The organism is Desulforhopalus sp. (assembly GCA_030247675.1).
Classification (GTDB): Bacteria; Desulfobacterota; Desulfobulbia; order Desulfobulbales; family Desulfocapsaceae; genus Desulforhopalus_A.
In genome coordinates, this window is sequence record JAOTRX010000023.1 from 1 (window position 1) to 2,548 (window position 2,548).

The 2,548-nt window shown below is 50.6% G+C and carries 2 protein-coding genes; both read right to left on the reverse strand.

Translation table 11 applies throughout. The features are described 5' to 3' along the window. Positions 1 to 119: 119 nt before the first annotated feature. Positions 120 to 1,388 carry an MFS transporter gene (locus OEL83_21110; protein MDK9709542.1) on the reverse strand — a complete coding sequence of 423 codons (1,269 nt, stop codon included), beginning with the start codon at positions 1,386 to 1,388 and terminating at the stop codon, positions 120 to 122. A gap of 173 nt (positions 1,389 to 1,561) precedes the next feature. Then, positions 1,562 to 2,383, reverse strand: a complete 822-nt coding sequence (locus OEL83_21115; protein ID MDK9709543.1) for a histidinol-phosphatase HisJ family protein — start codon at positions 2,381 to 2,383, stop codon at positions 1,562 to 1,564. Positions 2,384 to 2,548 lie beyond the last annotated feature (165 nt).

Consider the following 2,548-nt stretch of genomic DNA (forward strand, 5'->3'; position numbering starts at 1 on the left):
ACCGGCATGCCATGTGCATTCAAAGGGTAAAGCAAAAAATGAAAAGTGAGGCAGAAGAGGGTGTTCGTCACCCTTTTCTGCCTCACTTTTTTTGAAGTGAAACTCGGTGTCAATAGGCGTCAGCCGCAGACACCGAGTTTCTCCTTTGCAATGCGCCGGTCTCTGTAGAAAAAGAGCAGCGTTCCCAGGAAACGAAACAGCCCCGTCATGTAAAGCGCGAACACAATGCCCTTGAGTTCAAAGAAATAGTGACCCAGCATTGGCGCCGTAGCCAGACTGAGGTTGATTAACACGTTGTAGACCGCTATATACATGACCCGGTTATCCTGCGGCGTCGCCTCCAGCAGCGCCCCTAAAGTTACACTGAGGGTCCCGGCTGTAAAAAATCCGGAGATCAGAGCCGTTGGCAGCAAGATATACAGATTGGGCGACCAGGCATACATGAGGGGCGTCAAAGCCATGCCAAAGGTACAGATTGGCAGCACGAAACTGTTTCCGCGCTTTTCGATCTGACGGCTCCAGAAGCTGTAGCCAAAGAACATGGTAATGGCTGAGGCCACCGAAATGACCGCGAGCCAGAGTTCGTTCGCTCCAAGGGTCTTAATCATATAGATGTTGAAAAGCGGCCAACCCATGTGCCAGCCAAAGTGAAAGCCAAGACTGCACAGGGCGAAAAAGCGGAATTGTTTGTTGCTGAGGATTTTTATGACCTGAGGCTTGAGGGGCTCGCGTCCGCTGGATCTGGCAAATCCCGCGTCCTTTTTCGCAACCTTGAATTTCTTGAAGGCTTTGTATTCCATCACGCCAAAGAAGAAGGCAAGTCCAAAAAAGATCTGATAGATGAATAAACGCTGCTCATCGGTTTTTGGAACCAAGGTCAGGATATTGCCGCTGAGCAGCGTCACCGCCGTTAGTGCCGGAACCGTCAGCTTGTTGCGCATCCCTATGGCATTGGCCCTGGCCCGGGGTTCGAACAAGACACCTATAAAGCTCTGGTAGCTCGTCTGATAGATGGCGTCTGGAATGCACATCAGCGTGAACAGGGAGAGGAAGCCAAATGCCCGGTACTGCGGTGGAAGGAATGGAATGAAGGCCATGGCGAACAGGAACCATCGGCCAAACAAAATGAGCCTGGCAGTGGTGAGCTGCGTATCCTCTGAGCGCCTGAGCCACAGGGCGCCAGGCAGGATGGCGATCAGCGTCACCAAGCCCGGAAGGGCGTTGATCAGGGCAATCTCCAGCTCGCTGCCGCCAATCCGCTCCAGAAACTTGACGGAAAACGGTTTGTAAAAATTCAGCGCGGTCTCATACAGAATGCCATACAAGGCAAAGATGCGCATGTTATAGTCGATTTTACCCGTTGATAATTTGCGAAATCGCAAGGCCAATCCCTCACCTGCTGTTATAGTCTTCGTGATCTGTCGGATGTGTGAAGCCGTGGCGGAGTCCTGGGGTACTGGAGGTCCTGGAAGTCCCGGAGGTCCTGGAGGTCCTGAAATCCCGGAAGTACCGGGCTTTCGTAGTTTACGGAAAGGTCCGGCATTATCTGGAACAATATGGACTATATGAGATATTTCGCTTCCAGCTCCGCAAGCGGCACCGGAATAGGCTGCATGCGCTCGAAGCGGTAAATTTTGTCGAAGCCGGCTTCTTTCAGCATCCCAACGCCAAGGCGGAACTGATCGCCTATAGTCTCCGGCACATGGGAATCCGAACCCAGGGTGACGATCTCCCCGCCCAGCTCTTTATAGAGCTTCAGGACATCAAGGGAAGGCAGGCTCTCGCCAAGGCCCTGGCGGATGCCGGACAGATTGATCTCAATGCCCTTCCCCGCTTTTATGATCTCTTTCAGGGGCTTCGCTATGACCTCACGATACTTCTCGAAGGGCAACGCTTTGACATCCTCATTATAGCGCTTGACTATGTCGAAATGACCTATGACGGAGTAGTCCTTATAGTCCTTCAGCATCTGATACAGTTCATCATAAAAATAGAGCAGTGCTTCTTCCGGGGTTCTGTCCCGGTAAAAGTCGCCGTTGTAAAGGTCTTGCTTTCCGGCGTTGTGCACGCTGGCAATGACAAAGTCAAAGGCATGCATGTTCACCAGCACAGAGCAGCGGCCCAGGACATGGGGCTGAATGCCAATCTCAATGCCCTTGCGCACAGTAATCCGGTCGGCGTATTCTTCCCCAATCACTTCGTACTCGCGCAGTCCAACTTCAACGTCAAAATCAAACTGAATTTCTGTGGAGTTATATTCGTAGTCGACGTGATCCGTGATCGCGATCTCCTTCATACCGGCTGTGACAGCACCCTCGATCATTTCTTTGACCGGAATCGCGCAATCTGTTGAAAAGTATGAATGCATATGATAATCGTACATAGTCGTTGTCGTTCTCCTTCACTGGTAAAATTTACTGTTACCTAAATTCTACGTCGTTTTACGAAAACCATTAAAAATCGATATTTTCGCTGAACCTACGAAGAATTCAAGTAGTTACTCCTACATTTTAACATTATTCACACCCCTTCCTCAACACATTTGAAT

What these genes read in the sequence shown, in the direction of transcription:
- OEL83_21115 (MDK9709543.1), bottom strand. Translation starts at nt 2,383, where the DNA reads ATGTACGATTATCATATGCATTCATACTTTTCAACAGATTGCGCGATT.